Source organism: Streptomyces puniciscabiei (assembly GCF_006715785.1).
Taxonomy (GTDB): domain Bacteria; phylum Actinomycetota; class Actinomycetes; order Streptomycetales; family Streptomycetaceae; genus Streptomyces; species Streptomyces puniciscabiei.
In genome coordinates this window covers 2,623,942-2,640,593 of sequence record NZ_VFNX01000001.1, presented here as the reverse complement: position 1 = coordinate 2,640,593, position 16,652 = coordinate 2,623,942, and the positions used below count along the sequence as shown (strand labels likewise).

The following is a 16,652-nucleotide window of genomic DNA, read 5'->3' as shown; positions in this document are numbered from 1 at the left end:
CCCGGGGAAACCCGGCGGTGTCATGGGCTGGTAGCGGCTTTTACCCCGGGGTAGGTGATTCCAACCACTTCTTGGTTCCACCTGCTCCTTCCTGTGGAGCGTCTACCCGGTCAGGCGAGGGGGCCGTCGTCCGGATTCGCGCCGTCGGCGCCGGGTTCGTCGTCGGCGCTCTCGGCCAGCACCGGGGAGGCGTGGTGTGACCAGAGTTTCCAGCCCGCGGGTGTGCGCCGGAACACGTTCGTGGCGACGACGAGCTGGCCGACCAGCGGTCCGAGTTCCGCGCCGTCCTCGGGGGCGGGGCCGCCGCTGAGGATGTTCTCGGTGCAGGTGACGAGGGCGGTGTCGCCGGTGACGGACACGTGCACGTCGGTGAGGAAGAACTGGATGTAGTCGGTGTTGGCCATGATCAGGGCGTATGACCTGAGGACCTCGCCGCGGCCGGTGAGTACCGGCCAGCCGGGGTGTACGCAGGAGATCACGCCGGTGTCCGCCGGGTCGTGGTACTCCTCGTCGACGCCCAGGTCGGCGGGGGTGAGCCAGAGGGAGGACAGTTCCTCGAAGTCGCCGCCTTCCATCGCCTCGTAGAAGGCGGTGTTGGCGGCCTCCACCTGCTCGACGTCGGTATGAGGGGCGCTCACCGGGGTCCTTCCGCCCCGCGCTCACCCGGGGCACTGGGCGCGCGCCCACTGCCGCACGCCCCGGGCTCGCGCACGGCGCTCGGCGTGTTGTCCGTGGGGCGCGCCGGGTGCCCGCCCTCCGCGCGGGGCGCGACCGTCGCGGGATGCACCAGGGGTTCGCCCTCAGTGCCGGGCGTGTTCCCTGGCTCACGCGCCGCGTGTTCACTTCGCGTGTCCGGCGCGGAGCCTGCCGTACGCGCCCCTTCCACGGCGCGTGCGACCCGTACCGCGTCCGCGGTGGCGCGTACCTCGTGGACGCGCACTGCCCACGCGCCGTTGTGCGCGGCGAGCGCCGAGACGGCGGCCGTGGCGGCGTCGCGTTCCCGGGCCGGCGGGGGTGCGCCCTCGGGGCCGGCGAGGACGCGGCCGAGGAACCGCTTGCGGGATGCGGCCACGAGCAGGGGGTGGCCGAGGGCGCGCAGGCGGTCGAGGTGGGCGAGGAGGGTCAGGTCGTGCTCGGCATCCTTGGAGAAGCCGAGGCCGGGGTCGACGACGATCCGGTCGGGGGCGATGCCGCCGGCCAGCACGGCCTCCACGCGTGCGTGCAGTTCGTCCACGACTTCGGTGACGACGTCGTCGTAGGTGCCCCTGACGTTGCCGCCCTGGAGGAAGCCGCGCCAGTGCATGACGACGAAGGGGGCGCCCGCGTCGGCGACCACCGGGATCATCCCGGGGTCGGCGAGGCCGCCGCTGACGTCGTTGACGAGGGCGGCGCCGGCCGCGAGGGACTGTGCGGCGACGGAGGCGCGCATGGTGTCGACGGAGACGACGACGCCTTCGGAGGCGAGGCCGCGGACGACCGGGATGACGCGCCTGAGTTCCTCGTCCTCGTCCACCCGGGTGGCGCCGGGGCGGGTGGACTCCCCGCCGACGTCGACCAGGTCGGCGCCCTCGGCGACGAGGTCCAGGCCGTGCTTGACGGCGCCGGTGGTGTCGAACCAGCGGCCGCCGTCGGAGAAGGAGTCGGGGGTCACGTTGACGACACCCATGACCGCGCACCGGTCCCATGCCGGAAGGCCGGCGACCCGGCCGCGCCCGCTGAGGTTGTTCATACGTTCAGCGTAGGCCCAGGAGGAGGCCGGGAACGCGCGGCGGCCCGGGCGGAAGCCCCGTGCTGGAGGGGGTGGGGCACCCGCCCGGGCCCGTCCTGGGACCGGGCTCAGGCCGCGCGGACGTCCCGTTCCGCTACCGAGTGCGCGCAGGGGCGCTCGGCGGCCGCCCTGCGCCGGCGCAGGAAGCGCGGGAGCGGCAGGGCGAGGTTGACGAAGCCCTCCGCCTGCATGGCGGCGAAGCCGATGCGGGGCAGGTCGGCGCTGTTGCGGTAGACCACGAAGCGGGGTTCCCAGCGCGGCTGGAACTTCGCGTTGAACTTGTACAGCGACTCGATCTGGAACCAGCGCGAGAGGAACACCAGCAGCCCGCGCCAGGCGCGCAGCACCGGCCCCGCGCCGATCTTCTCGCCGCGCGCGAGGGCGGAGCGGAACATCGCGAAGTTCAGCGAGACCCGGGTGATGCCGAACTTGGGGGCGGCCTGGAGGGCGGCGACGATCAGCAGCTCGTTCATGCCGGGGTCGGCGCCGCGGTCGCGGCGCATCAGGTCCAGCGAGGCGCCGTCCTTGCCCCAGGGCACGAAGTGCAGGACGGCCTTCAGGTCGCCGTACTCGCCGGGTTCGTCGTCCTGCTTGTGGGCGGTGGCGATCAGGCAGTCGCCGTCCGCGGGGTCGCCGACGCGGCCGAGCGCCATGGAGAAGCCGCGTTCGGTGTCGGTGCCGCGCCAGTCCTCCGCCGCCCGGCGGATGCGCTCCAGTTCGGCCTCGCCGAGGTCACGGATGCGCCGTACCCGGGTTTCGTAGCCGGCTCGCTCGATGCGCTTGACCATTTGCCGTACGTTGCGCATCGCGCGTCCGGCGAGCGAGAAATCCGCGACGTCCACCACCGCCTCGTCGCCCAGTTCCAGGGCGTCCAGGCCGGTCTCACGGGTCCACACCTCGCCGCCCGTCTCCGAGCAGCCCATGACGGCGGGCGTCCAGGAGTGGGCCTTGGCCTCGTCCATGAAGCGCTCGATGGCGCCCGGCCAGGCCTCGACGTCGCCGATGGGGTCGCCGCTGGCGAGCATCACACCGGAGACGACGCGGTAGGTGACCGCGGCCTTGCCGCTGGGGGAGAAGACGACCGCCTTGTCGCGGCGCAGCGCGAAGTGGCCGAGGGAGTCGCGACGGCCGTGCTTGTCCAGCAGGGCCCGCAGCCGGGACTCGTCCTCCTCGGTGAGGCGGGCGGCCGGGTGCTCGGGACGGAAGGCCAGGTAGATGGTGGTGGCGGCGGTGATCCAGCCGAGGGCACCGAGGGAGAAGGCGACGGTCCAGGAGGTGTTGCCCTGGTAGTCGACCGGGCCCTCGAAGCCGAACAGGCCGTAGACGACGTGCGTCAGCCGATCGGCCAGGCTCGGATCGCCGATCGTCCGGTGCGGGTGGACGCTGACGATGATGAGTCCGAGGACGAGGGAACCGGCGCTCATGAGTACGAAGTTGGTAAGAGCGCGCCACCTGCTGCGCGGGTCCGGCAGGGCCGCGAACTGGTCACGATGGAGCAGCAGCGGCACGAGCAGCGCCACCGCGATGAGCACGCCGACGACCGAGTGCCGGTACGCGAACTGTGCCGCCGCGCCCGCCGGCAGCAGCGCGACCGCGGCCCGCCACGCCCGGCGCTTGCACCGTTTGAGCCCGTGCGCGAGCAGCAGCAACAGCACGCCGGAGCTCAGCGAGAGCGCGGCCGCGAAGGGGCCGAACGAGCCCGGCAGCACCTCGGCGATAGCGTGCATACGGCTGTGACGGAAGCGCGGGAACACGCCCGCGGCAATGTCCAGGACGCCCACGAGAGCGGCCGCCCTGCCGACAAGGACGGGAACGGCCTCGGGGCGCGGGCCGCGCAGTATGCGCCGCGCCCGGCTGGATCGGCTCGGAACCCCGCCCGACATTTCCCCATCTATCCTGACAGACATCGCATCCCGTAGTTCTGCGAGAGACCTTGGACCCGGGCCCCTATCGGGCATCCGGCGACATTGCGCCCTCTAGGACGGTGTCTTGGGGAGAGAGGTTCACTCCCCACCGGAAAGTCGGGTCAAAGGCCGAGGAAAGCCCCGGGCAAGCCTTCGCAAGGAAGCGTGGGCGGCGCCGGGCGGAAAGCGCAGGCAGGAAACAGCCCATGGGACTCACGAGCAACAAAGTGCTGATGCTGGCGATCGTCCTCGCCGTGCTGCTGTTCGTCTGCACGGTGTGGTTGTGGCCGCGGCTGGCCAGGCAGAGCTGGCGGGCCGTCAGCGGGCGGGTCGGTCTGCTGCTCACCACCCAGCTGGCACTCTTCGCCTCGGTGGGCCTCGCCGCCAACCAGGCCTTCGGTTTCTACGCCAGCTGGGCGGACCTGTTCGGCCAGGAGAACGCCCCGGGAGTGGTCGTCGACCACATAGCGGGCGGCGCCAACAGCCCCATCCAGGTGGTCGCCACGTCCAAGGTCATCGGTGCGAGCAGCACGCTGCCGCAGGTGGCCGGGCAGGTGCAGAAGGTCGACATCATCGGCCGTACCACACATCTCTCCACGCCTGCGTTCGTGTATCTGCCCCCGGAGTACTTCCAGCCGAACAACAGCGCGCGCAAGTTCCCGGTGTCCGTGGTCCTCACGGGTTACCCCGGCACGGCCGAGGCGCTGGTGAACAAGCTGAACTACCCCAGCACGGCGGGACAGCTGGCCAGGCAGGGGAAGATGCAGCCGATGATCCTGGTGATGCTGCGGCCGACCGTGGCGCCGCCGCGCGACACCGAGTGCGTCGACGTTCCCGGTGGCCCGCAGAGCGAGACATTCTTCGCGAAGGACCTGCGCGAGTCGGTGATGGCCCACTACCGGGTCGACAAGACGCCCGCCAGCTGGGGCATCGTCGGCGACTCGACCGGCGGTTACTGCGCGCTGAAGATCGCCATGCACCACCCGGGTTCCTACGCGGCCGCCGCCGGCCTGTCGCCGTACTACAAGGCGCCGATCGACCCCACGACCGGGGACCTCTTCCACGGCGACAAGAACCTGCAGAATCGATCCGACCTGTTCTGGACGCTCAAGCACCTGACCGCGCCCGAGACGTCGCTGCTCGTCACCAGCAGCAGGGTCGGCGAGCACAACTACAAGGACACGCTCAAGTTCATCAAGAGTGTGCAGGACACGAACGTGACCAGGATTTCCTCGATCATCCTTCCGAGCGGCGGGCACAACTTCAACACCTGGCGGCGGGAGATCCCCGCCACGCTCCAGTGGCTCAGCTCGCGACTGGTCGCCCACTGAGCCTCCTGCGCCTGACGCCGCGTGAGGCCGGGGATGTGGCCGTGTTTTTACGGGGCGGGGGTCCACGATTCGCCTACGCGCGGTAAGTTTCTGGCCATGCCACGTGGACGCCACCGCCATTCACCACCTCTGCACCGGCTGTTGCCCCCGTCGGCGATCGCCGGCGTCTCCCTCGTCTGCGCGCTGGGTCCCTGGGTGTTCTCCGAGGCCACGGTGTTGCGCGCGCTCGCCGGGGCCGCTGCGGCCACGGCCGTGGTGGGCGCGTTCGTGATGCGTCGCTGGGACATCCATGCGGGCAAGCAGGTCGCCGACCTCACACGCGCGCGTGCCAGCGACGAGTGGCGGTACGAGGAGCGGGTCGCCGAACTGGAGACCGACCTGGAGGAGTCGCGCGAGCTGCGCACGAAGCTGGAGCAGCGGCTGCGCGCCAAGCGCGCGGAGCTGGCCGGCCTGCGCAACGAGCACGCGGCCCTGCTGCGCCGGTACGCCACGGCGGAGACCGAGCGCGCGAGCGCCCTGGAGGGGCGTCGGCTGCTGGAGCTCGAGGCGGCCGTGCCCTCGTCCTCGCCCGCGCTGCCGCCCGCGCGCCGCGCCGAGCCGGACCTGGAGCCGGCCGAGGTGACGGCGTCCGAGAAGCCCGCCGAGGCCGCTGGGCCCGGGGCGGACCGTGGGGACGAGCCGACGGCGTACGCGGTGTTCTCGCCCGAGGGCGCACGGCTGTACCGGCAGGCCCTCATGGCCCTGGCCCGGTTCGACGGCGAGGCCTCGGGCGACTCCGAGGCCGCCGAGACGGACGCCGAGGCTTCCGTGGACACGGCCACGCCCGCGGCTTCCGATGCGGCTTGCGTGGACACGGCCCCGGAGGCGGCGGCTTCCGAGACCGGTGAGTCCGACGCCGGTGGGACCGGGCCCGACGCGGGCGCCGCCGTGCTCGGCAAGGCCGATGTGCCCAAGGCCGCTGTCCGCAAGGCAGACGCGGGCGGTGCCGGGTCCGCCGCGCAGCCGGCAGGCGACGGGAAGGACGCCGGCGAAGGCGCGGCGGACGGTGTCACGGACACCGCCGGTGTTTCCGTGAGCGAGGCCGGTGCGCCGGCCGGCCAGGAGGACGAGGCACAGGGGCAGCCCGTGGCGGTCGGCGGGCACGCGCGCGCGGCCGCCGACCCCATGGCACCGGCCGAGCCCGCCCAGCCCGTGGGGCCGCCGCCCGCCGGGCACTTCACGGTGCCGACCGCGGTGGCCGTCGTACCGGCCGCGCCCGCCCGGCGCCCGGCGGTCGAGGGCGGTTTCGACTTCTTCGGCACCCAGAAGGGCGCCCCGAAGGCCGCGCTGGACTCCGTGCAGAACGAGGATCTCGCCGACGTCGTCGGCCCGGAGGCCCTCGCGGTGCACAAGGCGGAGACCGAGGCCGCGTTCAAGGACGCCGACGCGCGGTCGGCGGGTGTCGGCCAGGTCATCGACCTGACCGCGCACGACGAGACCGAGCAGATCGACGTCCAGGGGCTGCGCACCGCGGCTTCCTGAGACCGCACCGGACAACAGGACCACGGACCACGCACCAGGACCAGGCACCAGGCCCGGCTTCCCGCAACAGGGGAGCCGGGCCTCGTGTCATCCGGTCATCCAGCGGTCGGGGCGTGCGTCCCGGCGGCCCGTACGGGACCGCTCAGCCTGGGCGTGCAGGAGCCGCGCGGCCTCCCGTGCGTCCCGCAGACCGGCCGTCACGGTCTTGTCGGCCCCAGTGTCCACGTGGACGTCGGCGAGCCGCCAGAGACGCTGCCAGGGCCCCTGGCTCAGCCGCACGCTCTGCACCTTGGCGTGCGGCACCAGCGAGAGCCGGCGGCGCAGCAGACCGTGCCGGGCGGCGAACACCGCGCCGGTGACCGCGAGGCGGTGCCCGCGCCACCACACCGGCACGCACCAGCGGGCCCGTCCCGGCGGACGTGACAGCTGCTGAGGCACCGTCACACCGGGCAGCACGCGCGTGACGACCGACTCGGCGATGGGGAGCGGAGCGACCGGTACCAGCACCGAGTTGGCGGACCCGGCCACGTCGAGTTCCACCCGCACCCAGCCGAGCGCCCGCCACAGCAGCGGCTGCACGATCCGCACGGTCTGCACCCGGCCGGGCGGGACCGTCTCGTGCGTACGGTCCAGCAGCCCGTGGTCGATGCGCAGGCCGTCCGGCGACTCGCCCACCTTCCAGTCGAACTCGCCGGCGAACCGTCCCGCGCTGCTCGCGCCGGCCGCGCCGAACAGCGGCAGGGCGGTCGCGAGGACCGTCCACAGGTTGTGGGTGGTGAGCCACAGCACGGTCGGCACGACGAGCGCGGCGCACAGGGAGCCCCAGGTGGCGCCCGTCAGCGCCAGGGAGAGCGCCAGCGCGCGTGGCGGCACGCGCAGCAGCTCGTGCGCCGGCGCCTCGCCGACTTCGCGCGCCGTCTCGGGAGCGAAACCCGCCGCGCGCGCCAGCAGCTCCGCGCGCAGGGCGCGCGCCTCCTGCTCGCCGAGGAAGGCCAGCTCGTCCTTGTCGTCGGCACCGACGACGTCGATCCGCAGCTTGGCGACGCCCGCCACGCGCGCGAGGAGGGGCCGGGAGACGTCCACGGCCTGGATGCGCTCCAGCCGGATGTGCGCGGTGCGCCGGAACAACAGGCCGGTACGGATGCGCAGTTCGGTGTCGGTGACGGCGAAGTGGGTGAACCACCAGGACAGGAAGCCGTAGAGACCGGCCACCGGCACCAGCACCGCGAGCCCCAGCAGCAGCGCGGTGGTGGTCAGCCGCGCCAGCTGCGCCTGCGTCGCGTTCGGGTCGTGCACCGCCCATCCCGCGAGTACGGCGACCGGCGCCCACGCCCGGCGCAGCGGCGTGACGGGGTGCAGCCGGCGCTCGGTCACCGGCGCGGGCGCCGGTATCTCCTCGCCGTGGTCCGGGCCCGTCACAGGCCCGCCGATCGTGCCTCGCCCAGCTCGGTGAGCCGGTCGCGCAGCCGTTCGGCCTCGGCCGGGTCCAGGCCGGGGATGGTGGCGTCGGTCGCGGCGGCCGCCGTGTGCAGCTGCACGGTGGCCAGCCCGAAGCGCCGCTCCAGGGGCCCGGAGGTGACCTCCACCAGCTGCATCCGCCCGTACGGCACCACCGTCTCCTCACGCCAGAGGACACCGCGGCTGATCAGCAGGTCGTCCGCCCGCTCGGCGTACCGCCATGAGCGCCAGTTACGGCCCACCAGCCGCCAGCACCACGCGGCGCCGACGACGGGCACCAGGGCGAAGGCGGCCCACGCGGGCCCCACCAGCAGGCCCAGGAGCAGCCCGGTGACGATCGCGAGAGCCGCCGTCCACCCCACCACGAGCAGCCTGCGCAACCGCATCAGAGCGGGCCGCAGCCCCCGCCACTCCAGCTCGGCCCCCGGTATCCCGGTCTCATCCGGGCTCCCCGTTTCCATGGGGCCAGCGTACGTAGGGGAAACTGGGGCCATGACTCCTACGACGGAGACCACGGTCGGGATCGGCGGCGCCGCGGAAAGCACCGACATGGTGCTCAACATCGGGCCCCAGCACCCGTCCACGCACGGCGTGCTGCGGCTCAGGCTCGTGCTGGACGGGGAGCGCATCGTGCGCGCGGAGCCGGTGATCGGCTATATGCACCGCGGCGCCGAGAAGCTCTTCGAGGCGCGTGACTACCGCCAGATCATCGTGCTCGCCAACCGCCACGACTGGCTGTCGGCGTTCTCGAACGAGCTGGGCGTGGTCCTCGCCGTGGAGCGGATGCTCGGCATGGAGGTGCCCGAGCGGGCGGTGTGGATGCGCACGCTGCTCGCCGAGCTGAACCGGGTGCTGAACCACCTGATGTTCCTCGGCTCCTACCCACTGGAGCTGGGCGGCATCACTCCGGTGTTCTACGCGTTCCGGGAGCGCGAGGTGCTCCAGAACGTCATGGAGGAGATCTCCGGCGGCCGCATGCACTACATGTTCAACCGGGTCGGCGGCCTCAAGGAGGACCTGCCGGCCGGATGGACCGCACGCGCGCGTGCCGCCGTCGCCGACGTGCGCTCGCGCATGGACGTCTTCGACGACCTGGTGCTCGGCAACGAGATCTTCCGGGGGCGCACGCGCGGCGTGGGCGCGATGACACCGCAGACCGTGCACGCCTACGGCGTGAGCGGCCCCATCGCGCGCGCCTCGGGCGTCGACTTCGACCTGCGTCGCGACGAGCCGTACCTGGCGTACGGCGACCTCCAGGACACCCTGAAGGTCGTCACCCGGAGCGAGGGCGACTGCCTCGCCCGCTTCGAGGTTCTGCTGGAGCAGACCCACAACGCGCTCGATCTCGCCGACGCCTGCCTGGACCGGCTCGCCGAGCTGCCGCCCGGGCCGATCAACCAGCGGCTGCCGAAGGTGCTGAAGGCGCCCGAGGGGCACACGTACGCGTGGACCGAGAACCCCCTCGGGATCAACGGCTACTACCTGGTCAGCAAGGGCGAGAAGACGCCGTACCGGCTGAAGCTGCGCTCTGCCTCGTACAACAACATCCAGGCGCTGACCGAGCTGCTGCCGGGGACCCTGGTGGCGGACATGGTGGCCATTCTGGGCTCGATGTTCTTCGTGGTCGGCGACATCGACAAGTAGGCCGGCCTCAGGGACCGGGCCGGCTCAGGCGAGGGTCCGGAAAACCAACGAGCGGGTCCGGAATTCCAACCGGCTGGACCAGCCAGCCGAAGTCGCCGAGACCGCCGGGGGCGGTGAGTTCGGCGGCCTCCCCGGCGCTCGCGAGGGCGCGCACGTAGGCCGCGGGGTCCGCGGAGGCAAGGGTGAGCGGGGGGCGTGCGCCGGTGATGTCGAGGGCGCGCAGGGCGGCGCGCTGCGTGAGGAGGCGCGCGGGGGGCAGTCTGCGCGCTGGGCGGGAAAGTTCCTGCGCTGGGCGAGTGGACTCATGCGCTGTGCCGGAGGGCACCGACGCCTCCCCGAGCGCGCGTGTCGTGCCAAGGGGCGTGTGCGGGGCGTGCGCCGTGTCGCAGGGCGAAGGCGAGGGCGGGTGCGCCGTGGCGGCCGCCGCGCACGCGTCCAGTGCGACGTGCGCCGTGATGTCGCACGACCCGTCCGGCACGGGCGCCGTCTCGCGCCCTTCCCGGAAGCCGGTGAGCGTCCCGAACGGGGGGCGCGTGTCCACGGTGTGCGCGTAGTCCACGGCCACCGCGAGCCCGCGCACCACCCGCTCCACCGCCCCCGCCCACGCCAGGTCCCGGGGCAGCCCGATCTCCGCACGCAGCCCTTCCTCGGCCGGCAGCGGCCACCACCGAGCCAGCCAGTCCGCCTCCGCGCCCGTCACCGGTTCCCCGAGCCGTTCGGTGCCGTCGTCGGCGACGAGCACCAGCCGGGGCACGCCCTGCGGGTCGACCTCGGCCACGTCCACGGGCACGTTGTCCAGCCACTCGTTGGCGAACAGCAGCCCCGTGACGGCAGCCGGGGCCGTGTCCAGCCAGGTGATGCGTGCGTCCAGTCCGGCCGGGCGGTCGGCGAGCTCCACGGCGTACCCACGCGCGCGTGCCGCCACGTCGGCCGGCAGGGCGGCCAGCACCCCGGTGACCAGTTCGCCCCGCCCCGCGCCCATGTCGACGAAGTCCAGCGCCGGCGGCCGCCCCAGCACCTCGTCGACCCGGCACAGCAGCCGGGCCACGGCCTGCGCGAACAGCGGGGAGGCGTGCACGGACGTACGGAAGTGCCCGGCCGGGCCCTCCGGGCGGCGGTAGAAGCCGCCGGGACCGTACAGCGCAGCCTCGGTCGCCGCACGCCAGCCACGCCCGCCACGCCAGCCGCGCCCGCCGCGCCCGCCGCGCCCGCCGCGCCGGCCGTGTCCGTCGCCGGGGGCGCGTCCCGCTTGCCGTGCCGTCTCATCCGTCACCGGACCAGACTAGGCACACAGATGATCACTTCCTCCACCTTGCGGAGTACGTGCCCCGGGCGCGGATCGGCCCTCCGGTTGACCCCTGCACGCATCCCGTTTCCCTACTCTGGGTTACGTGCAGCGCCTCTACGACTTCCTCCGCCGCCACCCGACCGGGGTCGACGCCTTCTGGGCCGTCGTCCTGTTCGGGCTGTCCGGAACGGTCGTGGTGAGCATGAGCCTGCGGCCCGGCCCGCACCACATGTCGCTTGCCGCGGGGATGGCCGTGTCCGCCGTCCTGTGCGCCGTCGTCGCGCTGCGCCGCCGCTTCCCGGAGCCGATGCTGCTGGTCGCCCTCGCGGCCGGCCTGGCCCAGCTGGTGCTGGACGTCGAGACGACCGCCGCCGACTTCGCGCTGCTGGTGATCACCTACACGGTGGCGGCGATCGGCGCACGCTGGGCCTCCAGGCTCGCGCTCGCCGCCAGCCTCGTCGCGGCGACCCTCGCGCAGCTCCGCTGGCCCGCCGGGCACAGCAGCCTCCTCGGGCAGACCGCCATAGTCGTCTTCCAGACGGTCCCCTTCGCGCTGGCCTGGGTGCTCGGTGACTCCATGCGCACCCGGCGCGCCTACTTCGCCCAGCTGGAGGAGCGCGCGGCCCGCCTGGAGAAGGAGCGCGAGGCGCAGTCCAAGGTCGCGGTGGCCGCCGAGCGCGCCCGCATCGCGCGCGAGCTGCACGACGTGGTGGCGCACAACGTGTCGGTGATGGTGGTGCAGGCCGACGGCGCCGCCTATGTCCTCGACGCCGCCCCCGACCAGGCCAAGAAGGCCCTGGAGACGATCTCCTCCACCGGCCGTCAGGCCCTCGCCGAGATGCGCCGCCTGCTGGGCGTGCTGCGCACCGGCGAGCACCAGGAGAGCGGGGAGTACGTCCCGCAGCCCGACGTCGACCAGATCGACGAGCTGATCGAGCAGTGCCGCAGCTCCGGACTCCCGGTCGACTTCAAGGTCGAGGGCACCCCGCGCCCGCTCCCGAGCGGCGTGGAGCTGACGGCGTACCGGATCGTGCAGGAGGCACTCACCAACACCCGCAAGCACGGCGGTCCCAACGCGGGCGCGAGCGTCCGGCTGGTCTACTTCGACGACGGGCTCGGGCTGCTCGTCGAGGACGACGGCAAGGGCGCGCCGCACGAGCTGTACGAGGAGGGTGGCGCCGACGGCCAGGGGCACGGTCTGATCGGTATGCGCGAACGAGTCGGCATGGTCGGCGGCACCCTGGACGCGGGGCCGCGCCCGGGCGGAGGATTCCGCATCAGTGCCCTTCTCCCGCTCAAACCGGCGCACTGACGCGGCACGCGTCTGGTTGACACACCTGAAACACCGGTACCAACGAAATCCGACCGAAAGAGGCCCGATGACGATCCGCGTGATGCTCGTCGACGACCAGGTGCTGCTGCGCACCGGGTTCCGGATGGTGCTCGCCGCCCAGCCGGACATGGAGGTCGTGGCGGAGGCGGGTGACGGCGTCGAGGCCCTGCAGGTGGTGCGGTCCACGCCCGTCGACGTCGTCCTGATGGACGTCCGCATGCCCAAACTGGACGGCGTCGAGGCCACCCGGCGGATCTGCGCCGAGCCCGATCCGCCCAAGGTGCTGATCCTGACCACCTTCGACCTGGACGAGTACGCCTTCTCCGGGCTGAAGGCGGGCGCCTCCGGCTTCATGCTCAAGGACGTACCGCCCGGTGACCTGCTCGGCGCGATCAGGGCCGTGCACAGCGGTGACGCGGTCGTGGCGCCCTCCACCACCCGGCGCCTGCTGGACCGCTTCGCGCCGATGCTGCCGTCCACCGGCAAGGAGCCGCAGCACAAGGAGCTGGAGCGGCTCACCGACCGGGAGCGCGAGGTGATGGTGCTGGTCGCGCAGGGCCTGTCCAACGGTGAGATCGCGGCCCGCCTGGTGCTGAGCGAGGCGACGGTGAAGACCCATGTGGGCCGCATCCTGACCAAGCTCTCCCTGCGCGACCGGGTGCAGGTCGTGGTGCTCGCCTACGAGACGGGACTGGTCCGCGCGGGCGGCCACGGCTGAGACAGGCGCTGCCGCTTGCCTCCCGGGGCCAAGCCTGGGGCCGGCTCTGCCGCCTGCTGCCATGACTCGGACCGGCCTTGTCGGTTGCTGCCGGGGGGGATGGCTGGGGCCGGGATTGGTCGGCTGCCCGCTGGCGCCGTGGCTGGGATTGGCCTTGGTTGCCTGCTCGCGGGCCATGGCTCGGATCGGCCTTGTCGGATGCTGCCGGTGGCTGGGACCGGGACTGGTTGCCCTGCGGCGCCTTGGCTGGGACTGGCCTTGGTCGGCTGTCCCGCGCCATGACGGGGACCGGCCTCGGCCGGCTGCCCCTGACGCCCCGGCTGGGACCGGCTGCGGTGGCGGGTGTCGGCGCGTCCAGGGCGGTCCGGGGCCGGTTGCGTCGGCTGCCCCGCGGACGTGGCTGCGACCGACGCTGTCGGCTGCCGGCCGCGGACAGGGCCGACAAGGGCCGTCGCGCCTGCCGCTCGGACAGTCTGGGTACGGGCCCTCGCGCCTGCCCCTCGGACAGTCTGGGTACGGGCCCTCGCGCTGCCCCCGGACAGCCTGGAGACGGGCCCTCACACCTGCCCGCGGACAGCTTGGGCATGAGCCCTCGCGCCTGCCCCCGGACAGCCTGGGCACGGGGCCCTCACACCTGCCTGCGGACAGCCTGAGCACGCGCGGTCCCGCCGGCCCCTCGGGCACCCTGGCACGCGCACGCCCGCCTGCCCACGGTCACGGCCGAGTGGCACTGCCGCCGGCCCCCGGCGTTCACGGGTGGCGTTCGCCTCGGGGAGGTGCCTCAGCGCAGGACGCCCTCGATGAAGTCGCTGCCCAGCCGGGCCACCGCCGCCAGGTCCAGCTGGTGCTGTACGTACCGGCCCCGGCGGCAGTCGGTGATCAGGCCCGCCTTCTTCAGCACCGCCAGGTGCCGGGATATCTCGGGCGCCGACATGCCGTGCGCGTCGGCCAGTTCGCTCGTGGTGTGCGGGGCCCGCGCCAGATGCCGGCACAGCCGCATCCGCACCGGGTGGGCCAGTGCCTCCATGCGGCGGGTGAGCTGCTCGACGGAGGGGGCCTGCGGACGGGAGCCGCTGGCCGGGTAGGTGATCGAGGGCTGCCAGCCGTACCGGTGCAGGACCATCACGTGCGGCCAGCCGAGGCTGGTCGGGACGAGGACCAGCCCGCCGTCGCCGGTCGCGGTGCGACCCACCAGGAGTTTGTCGACCGTGATGAGCGCGGACTCCTCGTCCAGGGAGATGGCTCCGGACAGGGCCGCGAGCGCCTCCCCGAGGCCCTTGCGGCGCAGCAGCTCGGTTTTGTGCCGGGCGTCGGCAGCGAGCTGCGGCTGGAGACGGGCCCAGGTGTCGGCGAAGAACGCCTCGTCGCAGTCGAGCATCAGCTCCCGGAACCAGGCACGGACGGCCGGAGGATCTTCCAGCAGCCGCCGCGTGAACCGCTCCTGTACAGCACCGCGCGCGGCGGCCAGTTCCAGGGAGCGGCGGCGCAGCTCCGGGTCCTGGAGCGGGCCGGGTTCCTGGACGTCGTAGCGCAACTGGCAGGTGAACTCCAGGGCCGACGTGACGAACTGGTCGTCCGTCAGTTTGTCGAGCTGCTCCAGTTCCTCGGCGAGGGTGGCGCCGGGGAGCGCGCGGCCACCGGGGATGCCCGCGAACGGGGCGAAGACGTCGGAGAACGTCGTACGCCACAGGAAGTCGGCCTCGCACAGCCGGTCCGCCAGACAGGGGTCCAGCCCGGAGGAGACGGCGGTCGCCCAGCCCTGCAGGCCGGGGTGGTGGCCGGGCTCGCTGAGGGCGTGCAGGGCCATCCCCAGCTCCGCCAGCGGAGAGGGCATGACGACAACCCGCTCCAGCGGCAGTCCGGTGATGTCGATGGTCACGCTCATGTGCTCCATCGTGCACCCGGCCACTGACAGTGCCGCCGTGGATTGACGGCAGGCGTCAATCCACGGGACAGCCGCCCCGGCCGGGAGCAGGCTGGAGGCACCGGGGCAGCCGCGGAGCCCGATCGGACACCCGTCCGTCACCGATCAGTCCACGTCCCGAGAAGGCGATCCGCCATGAGCATCACCCAGCAGTACCTCCTGGACAGTTACCGTGCCCGCGTGCTCGGCGAACCGGAGCCGCCCGTGCCCGGCCGGCACGACGCCGACCTGGTCCGCGAACTGCGCGACTACCGGCGCTTCCAGGCGGTCATCGCCGGGCGTCCGGCGCGAGGGCGCGTGCGGTGCGCGCTGCGCCGGTGGCTGCGCCCGCGCGCCTTGTGATCACCCCGCGTGATCACCCGTAGGCAGGCGCTCCACGAAGTCGGCGACGGCCGCCCGTACGTCGTCCGCCGTCCACTCCAGGCCCGGCGCGCGTACGGCGACCTCGATGAAGGACACCCCCGGCCCGCCACGGTCCCAGGGACCGGCGAAGAGGAACGTCCCCGTCTCCTCGGCCTGGCGCACCGCCGCCTCCGCCAGGACGTCCGGGTCGTACGGCAGCCACACCTGGAAGTCGTGGGTGTGCGGTTCGCCGGGGTGCACGCGCGCCCACGGGACCCCCGCCGCCGCGAAACCCTCCCGCAACGCGGCGGCGACCACGCGCGCGTGCCGCACGTAGTCCGGCAGCCGGGGCAGCTCACGCTCCAGACCGGCGAGCGCCGACAGCGCGGTGGGGAACTGCTGGAAGACCATGCCGCCGTAGCGGTGCCGCCACGTCTTCGCCTCGTCCACCAGCGTCTTCGGGCCGGCCAGCGCGGCGCCGCCGAAGCCGTCGAGGGACTTGTAGAACGACACGTAGACGCTGTCGGCCAGGTCCGCGATCTCCTTCAGAAACCGGCCGAAGTGGACGGTGCACTCCCACAGGCGCGCACCGTCGAAGTGCACCACCGCGTCGCGCTCCCGCGCGGCCTCGACGACCTCGGTCAGCTCCTCCCAGGTGGGCAGCACGAAACCGGCGTCCCGGAGCGGCAGTTCCAGCATCAGCGCGCCGAAGGGCTCGTCGAAGTCGCGTATCTCGGCGGCGGTGGGCAGCCGGGGCTCACTGGTCACACGCACCGGACGCAACCCGCTGACCTCACTGAAGGCCTGCCGTTCGTGCACCTCCGGGTGGGCCAGGGCGTGCAGGGCGACCGCGCGGTTGCCGGTGCGGCCCGCCCAGCAGCGCAGGGCCACCTGCTGGGCCATCGTGCCGGTCGGGAAGAACGCGGCGGCCTCCGTGCCGAGCAGGGCTGCGACCCGTTCCTCCAGGTCAGCCACGATCCCGTTGCCGTAGATGTCCGCATTCCGGTCCAGGTCGTACACCTCGGGTGCCGCTTCCTGGAGAGCTGCCAGCCGCTCCCGGATCGTGCGCTGGAAACCCGGGCGCGACAGCACGCGCTCCGCCTTCGCGAAGGCGGCCCGGCGCCGCTCCCGCATCCGTTCCCGTCCGGACTGCGCCGTCTGCTGTTCGTCGCTCGGTTCCGCCGTGTCAGTCATGTGCGGATCATGCCGCGCGGGGGGCCCGTTCGGGCAGCCGGATTTCGGCGCACGCACGCGTGGCGACGCCGCGCGGGCCGAGGCGCGGCCAGGGCACCGGTTGGACATGCGGCTGCGGGCCGTACACGTGGCGTAACCCACAGCCTGTGGACAACCGATCGGCGCCGGACCGAGATAGCGTTAACATGACGAGAAATCGTCCGGTACCCAGAGCGGACTGGAACGGG

Annotated in this window: 13 protein-coding genes and 1 pseudogene; 6 read left to right on the top strand and 8 right to left on the bottom strand. The window is 72.9% G+C overall.

The window, feature by feature from the left end; genetic code table 11:
- Positions 1–110 precede the first annotated feature (110 nt).
- From FB563_RS12020 to FB563_RS12010, 3 genes and pseudogenes are all read right to left on the bottom strand, one after another.
- The gene (locus tag FB563_RS12020; RefSeq protein WP_055708015.1) at positions 111–638 is read right to left on the bottom strand and encodes a nuclear transport factor 2 family protein; all 528 of its coding nucleotides are present in this window, start codon (positions 636–638) and stop codon (positions 111–113) included.
- Positions 639–832: 194 nt separating this feature from the next.
- A pseudogene (folP, locus tag FB563_RS12015) lies at positions 833–1,729 on the bottom strand (dihydropteroate synthase); the annotation flags it as partial.
- A gap of 107 nt (positions 1,730–1,836) precedes the next feature.
- Complete coding sequence (locus FB563_RS12010) at positions 1,837–3,651, bottom strand: phosphatidylglycerol lysyltransferase domain-containing protein (protein ID WP_055708016.1); 1,815 nt, start codon at positions 3,649–3,651, stop codon at positions 1,837–1,839.
- A gap of 227 nt (positions 3,652–3,878) precedes the next feature.
- On the opposite strand from FB563_RS12010, the gene FB563_RS12005 reads away from it, so the two are divergent.
- Positions 3,879–5,003: an alpha/beta hydrolase gene (locus FB563_RS12005; RefSeq protein ID WP_055708017.1), complete on the top strand. Its 1,125-nt coding sequence runs from the start codon at positions 3,879–3,881 to the stop codon at positions 5,001–5,003.
- Positions 5,004–5,099: 96 nt separating this feature from the next.
- A complete protein-coding gene (locus FB563_RS12000) occupies positions 5,100–6,524 on the top strand; it encodes a hypothetical protein (protein ID WP_199832911.1) in 1,425 nt (474 codons plus the stop codon).
- A gap of 87 nt (positions 6,525–6,611) precedes the next feature.
- Here FB563_RS12000 and FB563_RS11995 read toward each other — a convergent pair whose 3' ends face one another.
- Both FB563_RS11995 and FB563_RS11990 read right to left on the bottom strand, forming a co-directional pair.
- Positions 6,612–7,943: a PH domain-containing protein gene (locus FB563_RS11995; RefSeq protein ID WP_055708018.1), complete on the bottom strand. Its 1,332-nt coding sequence runs from the start codon at positions 7,941–7,943 to the stop codon at positions 6,612–6,614.
- A complete protein-coding gene (locus FB563_RS11990; RefSeq protein ID WP_055708019.1) occupies positions 7,940–8,443 on the bottom strand; it encodes a PH domain-containing protein in 504 nt (167 codons plus the stop codon). The genes FB563_RS11995 and FB563_RS11990 overlap by 4 nt, the downstream gene beginning before the upstream one ends.
- A gap of 31 nt (positions 8,444–8,474) precedes the next feature.
- Here FB563_RS11990 and FB563_RS11985 point away from each other — a divergent pair, with 31 nt between their 5' ends.
- Positions 8,475–9,626 (top strand): NADH-quinone oxidoreductase subunit D, encoded by a 1,152-nt coding sequence (locus FB563_RS11985; protein WP_055708020.1) that lies wholly within the window; start codon positions 8,475–8,477, stop codon positions 9,624–9,626.
- Positions 9,627–9,633: 7 nt separating this feature from the next.
- Here the strand turns inward: FB563_RS11985 and FB563_RS11980 are convergent, their stop codons facing one another.
- Positions 9,634–10,899: an SAM-dependent methyltransferase gene (locus tag FB563_RS11980; RefSeq protein ID WP_411573204.1), complete on the bottom strand. Its 1,266-nt coding sequence runs from the start codon at positions 10,897–10,899 to the stop codon at positions 9,634–9,636.
- Between the two features lie 118 nt (positions 10,900–11,017).
- Between FB563_RS11980 and FB563_RS11975 the strand changes: the two genes are divergently transcribed.
- On the top strand, positions 11,018–12,226 hold the full coding sequence (locus FB563_RS11975) for a sensor histidine kinase (protein ID WP_055708021.1): 1,209 nt from the start codon (positions 11,018–11,020) through the stop codon (positions 12,224–12,226).
- Positions 12,227–12,293: 67 nt separating this feature from the next.
- Positions 12,294–12,965, top strand: a complete 672-nt coding sequence (locus FB563_RS11970) for a response regulator transcription factor (RefSeq protein WP_055708022.1) — start codon at positions 12,294–12,296, stop codon at positions 12,963–12,965.
- Positions 12,966–13,746: 781 nt separating this feature from the next.
- Here the strand turns inward: FB563_RS11970 and FB563_RS11965 are convergent.
- Entirely contained in the window at positions 13,747–14,850 is a 1,104-nt protein-coding gene (locus tag FB563_RS11965) for a DUF5937 family protein (protein WP_055708023.1), read from the bottom strand.
- 174 nt (positions 14,851–15,024) lie between these two features.
- Here FB563_RS11965 and FB563_RS11955 point away from each other — a divergent pair, with 174 nt between their 5' ends.
- Complete coding sequence (locus FB563_RS11955; RefSeq protein WP_055708024.1) at positions 15,025–15,231, top strand: hypothetical protein; 207 nt, start codon at positions 15,025–15,027, stop codon at positions 15,229–15,231.
- On the opposite strand, the gene FB563_RS11950 is transcribed toward FB563_RS11955, so the two are convergent.
- Complete coding sequence (locus tag FB563_RS11950; RefSeq protein ID WP_055708025.1) at positions 15,232–16,425, bottom strand: threonine aldolase family protein; 1,194 nt, start codon at positions 16,423–16,425, stop codon at positions 15,232–15,234.
- Between the last annotated feature and the right edge of the window lie 227 nt (positions 16,426–16,652).

Coding starts and splice junctions, on each gene's coding strand:
- FB563_RS12010 (WP_055708016.1), bottom strand. CDS start 3,651: ATGTCGGGCGGGGTTCCGAGCCGATCCAGCCGGGCGCGGCGCATACTG.
- FB563_RS12005 (WP_055708017.1), top strand. CDS start 3,879: ATGGGACTCACGAGCAACAAAGTGCTGATGCTGGCGATCGTCCTCGCC.
- FB563_RS12000 (WP_199832911.1), top strand. CDS start 5,100: ATGCCACGTGGACGCCACCGCCATTCACCACCTCTGCACCGGCTGTTG.
- FB563_RS11990 (WP_055708019.1), bottom strand. CDS start 8,443: ATGGAAACGGGGAGCCCGGATGAGACCGGGATACCGGGGGCCGAGCTG.
- FB563_RS11985 (WP_055708020.1), top strand. CDS start 8,475: ATGACTCCTACGACGGAGACCACGGTCGGGATCGGCGGCGCCGCGGAA.
- FB563_RS11970 (WP_055708022.1), top strand. CDS start 12,294: ATGACGATCCGCGTGATGCTCGTCGACGACCAGGTGCTGCTGCGCACC.
- FB563_RS11965 (WP_055708023.1), bottom strand. CDS start 14,850: ATGAGCGTGACCATCGACATCACCGGACTGCCGCTGGAGCGGGTTGTC.
- FB563_RS11955 (WP_055708024.1), top strand. CDS start 15,025: ATGAGCATCACCCAGCAGTACCTCCTGGACAGTTACCGTGCCCGCGTG.
- FB563_RS11950 (WP_055708025.1), bottom strand. CDS start 16,425: ATGACTGACACGGCGGAACCGAGCGACGAACAGCAGACGGCGCAGTCC.